Source organism: Streptomyces sp. XY431, from assembly GCF_001279805.1.
GTDB lineage: Bacteria > Actinomycetota > Actinomycetes > Streptomycetales > Streptomycetaceae > Kitasatospora > Kitasatospora purpeofusca.
Genome location: NZ_LGDO01000424.1, coordinates 45,481 through 51,480 on the forward strand (window position 1 = coordinate 45,481; position 6,000 = coordinate 51,480).

The following is a 6,000-nucleotide window of genomic DNA, read 5'->3' on the forward strand; positions in this document are numbered from 1 at the left end:
TGGGTCGTCCGCGTCCTCGTCACGCGGAGCGGTTAACGTCCGTCAAAGAACTGACGGATCCCGACGCGAGGATGTGACAGGTGGACGGGGAAGAGTTTCTGGCGGCCCGCTTCGAGGAGCACCGGCCCCATCTCCGGGCGGTGGCCTACCGGATGCTCGGCTCGCTGAGCGAGGCCGAGGACGCGGTGCAGGAAGCCTGGTTCAAGCTGAGCCGCTCCGATGTGAGCGAGGTGGCCAACCTGGCCGGCTGGCTGACCACCGTGGTCGGACGGGTCTGCCTGGACCTGCTGCGCTCGCGGGTGGCCCGGCGCGAGGACCCGCTGGAGCACCAGGAGGGCCAGGAGGTCCGGCTGCCCGATCCGGTCATCGGCGGAATCCGCGCCCTCGACCCCGAACAGGAGATACTCACGGCCGACTCGGTCGGCATCGCACTGATGATCGTCCTGGAGACGCTGGCACCGGCGGAGCGGCTCTCCTTCGTCCTGCACGACATGTTCTCGGTGCCGTTCGACGAGATCGCCCCGATCCTCGGCCGCACCTCCGCCTCCACCCGCCAGCTCGCCAGCCGCGCCCGGCGCCGGGTCCAGGGCGCCGCACCCGCGCCGGACGCCGACCTGGCGCTGCGCCGCGAGGTGGTACGGGCGTTCCTGACCGCCGCCCGCGGCGGGGACTTCGAGGCGCTGCTCGCCGTCCTCGACCCCGACGTGGTGGCCCGCTCCGACGGCGGCACCCTGCGCCCCGCCACGCTCCGGCGCGGCGCGACCGAGGTGGCGACCGGGGCGAGCCTGTTCGGGTCGCAGTTCGCCGGCGAGTCCCGGATGGTGCTGGTCAACGGGGAGCCGGCCGTGGCCACCTTCCTCGACGGCCGCCCGATCTCGCTCGCGGCGTTCACCGTGCGCGGCGGCAGGGTCGTCGGCCTGGACATCTTCACCGATCCGGAGCGGCTGGAGCGGCTCGGCCTGTCGGCCGTCTGACGCCGTGCCCGCCGCCGCGGGCCGGGTCGTGGGCCGGGTCGTGGGGCGGGTCGTGGGGCGGGTCGTGGGATGTCTCACGACCCGGCCCGCGGCACGCCCCTACCCCCCGTCGTCCTTGTGCGGCAGGATGTCGAAAAGATCTTGTCCAGGGATGTCGAGGCCGGGCGGCCCGCTCCGACCGAAGGGTGAGAGCGCGCCGAACGGGGCGCACGGACCGGGAGGACACCCGAGATGAAGTACATCGCCATGATCTACGGCAGCCAGGCGAAGTGGGACGCGTTCCCGGCCGAGGAGTGGCCGGCGGCGATCGCCAAGCAGGAGGCCTTCAACACCAAGTACCGCGAGACCGGCGAACTCCTCGGCGCCTACGGCCTCGCCGACGCGGCCGCCGCCCAACTGGTCCGCCGCGCCGAGGGCCTGCCGGTCGTCACCGACGGCCCGTACCTGGAGACCAAGGAGTACCTGGCCAGCTTCTACGTCCTCGACTGCGAGAGCCTGGAGCGCGCCCAGCGGATCGCCGCCGACATGCCGTACGCGGACGTCGACCCGGTGGAGCTGTGGCCGATCCTGCACGAGTCCCCGTCCCCCGACGCGGCGGACGTGTGAGCGGCGGGCCACTCCCTGAGCCGGGCGGGCCACTCGTCGGACCGGGTGGCTTGCTCCCGGAGCCGGGTGGCCTGCCCGTCGGACCGGGCGGCCCCGAGGGTCTGCTGCGCGAACTCGCGCCGCAGGCCCTCGGGGCGTTGGTGCGCCGCTACGGCCGCGGCCTGTTCGACGCCTGCGAGGACGCCGTGCAGGAGGCCCTGCTGGCCGCCGCCACCCAGTGGCCGGCCGACGGCCTGCCGGAGAACCCGCGCGGCTGGCTGGTGACGGTCGCCACCCGGCGGCTGGTCGACACCGTCCGCAGCGAGGCGGCCCGGCGCCGCCGCGAGGACGCCCTCGCCCTCGCCACCCCGCAGTCGGCCCTGCTCGGCCCCGCCCCCGACGCGGCGGCCGACGCCGACCGGGACGACTCCCTGCACCTGCTGTTCCTCTGCTGCCACCCCGACCTGTCCGCGCCCAGCCGGATCGCCCTCACCCTGCGCGCCGTCGGCGGCCTGACGACGGCACAGATCGCGGCCGCGTTCCTGGTGCCCGAGTCGACGATGGCGCAGCGGATCAGCCGCGCGAAGCAGACCGTCCGCTCCTCCGGCCTGCCCGCCCGGCAGCCGGCCGAGCGCCTCGCCGAGGTCCGCCAGGTCCTCTACCTGATCTTCAACGAGGGCTACACCACCAGCGGCGGCGAGGACCTGACCGCCCCCGAGCTGTCCACCGAGGCGATCCGGCTGGCCCGGCTCCTGCTCCGGCTGGTCCCGGACGACCCCGAGACCGCCGGACTGCTCGCCCTCATGCTGCTCACGGACGCCCGCCGGCCCGCCCGCACCGGCCCGGGCGGGGTCCTGGTGCCGCTGGCGGAGCAGGACCGTTCGCGGTGGAACCGGCCCCTGCTGGAGGAGGGCGTGGCCCTGATCGGCCGGACCCTGCCCCGCGGCCCGGTCGGCCCGTACCAGGTCCAGGCCGCGATCGCCGCCGTCCACGACGAGGCGCCGGACGCGGAGTCCACGGACTGGCCGCAGATCCTGGCCCTCTACGGCGTGCTCGAAGGCTTCGGCGCCAACCCCTTCGTCACCCTCAACCGCGCCGTCGCCCTCGCCCTGGTGGACGGCCCGGCGGCCGGCCTGGCCGCGCTCGCCCCGTTGACGGAGGACCGGAGGTTCGCCCGCCACCACCGCCTCCTCGCCACCCGGGCCCACCTGCTGGAACTGCTCGGCGACCCGACGGCCGCCACGGTCTACCGCGAGGCCGCCCGCCGCACCACCAGCGCCCCCGAACGCCGCCACCTCACCGAGCGGGCCCGTCGACTGGAGACCGACCGGCCTTCGGAGGCCGGTCAGCCTTCGGGGACCGACCGGCCTTCGGGGACCGACCGGTCTTCGGAGGCCGACCGCCGACTGGAGACCGACCACCGATGACCGAACGCACCGTGATCCGCGACGACGTCACCCTGGTCTGCCACGACCGGGGCGGCGACGGCCCGCCGCTGCTCCTGCTGCACGGCCTGGCCGGGTACGGGGGCGAGTGGGACACGCTCGCGCGGCAGCTCGGGCCGAGGTTCCGGGTAGTGACCGTCGACCAGCGCGGCCACGGCGCGAGCACCCGGCGTCCGGCGGACGTCTCCCGGGCGACCCACGTCGCCGATGTGGTCGCCGTGACCGAGCAACTGGACCTCGGCCCGGTGACCCTGCTCGGCCAGTCCTACGGCGGGCACGCCGCGATGCTGACCGCGGCCGCGCACCCGGAAGTCGTCGAGCGCCTGGTGATGGTCGAGGCCGGACCGGCCGCCGCCTCGGCCGAGACCGTCGCCGACATCGGTGCCTGGTTCGCCTCCTGGCCCACTCCGTTCGCCTCGGTGTCCGCCGCCGTCGAGTTCCTGGGCGGCGGCCCCGTCGGCGAGGCATGGGCGGCCGGGCTCGAAGAACGCGCCGACGGCCGGCACCCGCGCTTCGACCCGGACGTCATGGTGGCGGCCCTCACCGACAACACCCACCGTTCCTGGTGGCCCGAGTGGGTCCGGATCGCCTGCCCCACCCTGGTCGTCCTCGCGCAGTCCACCATCATCGACGCCGAGCAACTCGACCGGATGCACCGCGACCGCCCCGACAGCGTCCTGGCCAGCGTCCCCGGCACCACCCACGACCTCCACCTTCAACGCCCGGAGGCACTGGTGGAGCTGGTCGAAGCCTTCGTCGGACGGTAGCCGGCCCCGCCGCGCGGGCCCCGCGCAGGAAGTCGGTGGGGCCGACTTCCTGCGCGGCCGGCGCCGGGCAGCCGTTGCCGCTATCGGAGCTGTCCGGGCTGCTCGGGCCGGCCAGGCTGTTCGGGCTGCTCGGGCGCCGTGCGCAGCCGGGCGTGCAGATGGCCGTCGAGGGGGTAGTCGGGCGGGGTCGCCGGCAGGACGCGGTCGAAGGCGTACCGGCTCTTCTCCGCGACCCGGCAGGAGGCGGTGTTGTCCACCTGGTGCAGCAGTTCGAGCCGCCGGAGCCCGCCCGGACCCAGGGTGTCGAAGGCCCAGCCGGTGAGCGCCTCCAGTGCGCGCGGCGCGACGCCCCGGCCACGGGCGGGGGCGGCCGTCCAGTAGCCGACCTCGGCGGTGGGCCCGCCGGGCGAGACCCGCTTGAGCACGAGGTTGCCCAGCGGCGGCCCCGGTTCCGCGCCCGGCCGCGCCTCCAGGACGGCGAAGGCGAACCGGTGCCCGGCCGCCCAGGCCTCCTGCTGGGTGCCGACCCAGCGGAGCGCGTCGGCCTCGTCGTCGACGACCGAGGTCGTCCAGCGGCGCAGTACCGGGTCCCGGTACACCTCGACGAGTGCGGGCGCGTCCTCGCTCCGCCAGGGCCGGAGCAGCAGAGCGGGGGCGGACGGGGTGGCGTCGACGTGCAGGACCACGGTGTCGTTCATCGGGGGATGGTAACCGGAGGCCCGGCCGACGCCTGGTCAACAGTGGTGGCACCGCTGGCCGATGGGGGTGCCGTCGCCCGAGGGGCGCGTGGCAGACTGGGCGGCCGACGGACAGTTCGTTCGAGTAGGACACGGGGGCGGGCATGACCGGTCGGGGGACCGTGCTCGGCGGGCGCTACACGCTGGCCGAGCGCATCGGCGGCGGCGGGATGGGCGCCGTCTGGCGGGCCGAGGACGCGGTGCTCGGGCGGCCGGTGGCGGTGAAGATCCTCCACCCGGCGCTGCTGGCGGACGTGATGTTCGCCGAACGCTTCCGCCGCGAGGCGCGGCTGCTGGCCCTGCTGGACCACCCGGGCATCGTCGACGTGCACGACTACGGCGAGGAGGAGCCGCCGGACGCGGACGGCGACCGCCTCGCGTACCTGGTGATGGAGCTGGTCGACGGCCGGCCGCTGGACCGGGTCCTCGCCGCGGACGGCGCCTTCCCGCCCGCCCGGGCGCTCGGGCTGCTCGCCGAGGCGCTGGACGCCCTGCACGCCGCCCACCGGCGCGGCATCGTGCACCGCGACGTCAAGCCGTCCAACCTCATGCTCCGGGACGACGGCCGGGTGACGGTCACGGACTTCGGCATCGCCCGGTCCATGGCCGGGACCAGGCTCACGGCCTCGCACGCGGTGATCGGCACCGCGCTCTACATGGCCCCGGAACAGGCCGAGGGCAAGGCCGTCACCCCGGCCGTCGACCTCTACGCGATCGGCGTGGTCTGCTACGAACTGCTCGTCGGCAGGCCGCCGTTCACCGGCGGGGGCATGCTGGAGGTGGCGCTGAAGCACCTGCGCGAGCCCGCGCCGGAGCTGCCGGGGGACATCCCGCCGGCGGTGCGCGCGTTCGTCGCGACGGCGCTGGCGAAGGACCCGGGCGACCGGTTCACCGACGCCGCGGCGATGGCGGCGGCGGCCCGGGCGGCGGTGGACGGCGAACGGCCGCCGGCGCTCCCGGCGCCCGCCGGTGCGAAGCCTGCCCCCGAGGCTGCAGCGGCCGGGGAGCCTGCGATCGGGGAACCTGCGGCCGGGGAACCTGTCGCCGCTGTGGGTCCGGTGGCGAGTACGGAACCGGCCAGGCGGATGCGCCGGCGGGGCTTCCTGGTGCCGGTGGTCCTGCCGATCGTGATCTCGGTCGGTACGGCCACCGTGCTGCTCGTCGACCGCGCGCCGTTCACCTCGCAGGCGCAGGAGCCGAGTTCGCCGCCGGCGGTCACGGTGACCATGACCGCCTGGCCGACGGGTGCGTCGCCGGCCGGGGGCCTGCCCCCGACCCCGTCCGCCGTCCCGTCCGTGCCGGGTGCTCCGTCCGGTGCACCGACCGGTTCGTCCTCCTCGGCCGCTCCGGCCGCGAAGCCGACACCTCCGGCCACGGCCCCGCCCACAACTCCGCCGCCCTCCGCCTCCCGGCCGGGCGGGTCCCCGTCCGCCGCCCCGAACGCTCCGCAGCCGCCCCAGCAGTCACCCGCCCAGGCCCAACAGCCCACCTC

The 6,000-nt window shown here is 75.5% G+C and carries 6 protein-coding genes; 5 read left to right on the forward strand and 1 reads right to left on the reverse strand.

What is annotated here, in order from left to right; all coding sequences use genetic code 11:
- The first annotated feature begins 80 nt into the window (after positions 1 to 80).
- From ADK60_RS27950 to ADK60_RS27965, 4 genes are all read left to right on the forward strand, one after another.
- The gene (locus ADK60_RS27950; protein ID WP_053649633.1) at positions 81 to 974 is read left to right on the forward strand and encodes a sigma-70 family RNA polymerase sigma factor; all 894 of its coding nucleotides are present in this window, start codon (positions 81 to 83) and stop codon (positions 972 to 974) included.
- Positions 975 to 1,205: 231 nt separating this feature from the next.
- Complete coding sequence (locus ADK60_RS27955) at positions 1,206 to 1,580, forward strand: YciI family protein (RefSeq protein ID WP_053649634.1); 375 nt, start codon at positions 1,206 to 1,208, stop codon at positions 1,578 to 1,580.
- A 50-nt stretch (positions 1,581 to 1,630) separates the two neighbouring features.
- Positions 1,631 to 2,986 (forward strand): RNA polymerase sigma factor, encoded by a 1,356-nt coding sequence (locus ADK60_RS27960; RefSeq protein ID WP_234371295.1) that lies wholly within the window; start codon positions 1,631 to 1,633, stop codon positions 2,984 to 2,986.
- A complete protein-coding gene (locus ADK60_RS27965; RefSeq protein WP_053649636.1) occupies positions 2,983 to 3,771 on the forward strand; it encodes an alpha/beta fold hydrolase in 789 nt (262 codons plus the stop codon). Before ADK60_RS27960 ends, ADK60_RS27965 begins: the two co-directional genes overlap by 4 nt.
- Positions 3,772 to 3,851: 80 nt before the next feature.
- Here ADK60_RS27965 and ADK60_RS27970 read toward each other — a convergent pair whose 3' ends face one another.
- Positions 3,852 to 4,469, reverse strand: coding sequence for a GNAT family N-acetyltransferase (locus tag ADK60_RS27970; RefSeq protein ID WP_053649638.1), 618 nt, complete (start codon positions 4,467 to 4,469; stop codon positions 3,852 to 3,854).
- A 143-nt stretch (positions 4,470 to 4,612) separates the two neighbouring features.
- Between ADK60_RS27970 and ADK60_RS27975 the strand changes: the two genes are divergently transcribed.
- The coding region (locus ADK60_RS27975) for a serine/threonine-protein kinase (protein ID WP_053649639.1) at positions 4,613 to 6,000 on the forward strand (1,388 nt) is incomplete at its 3' end.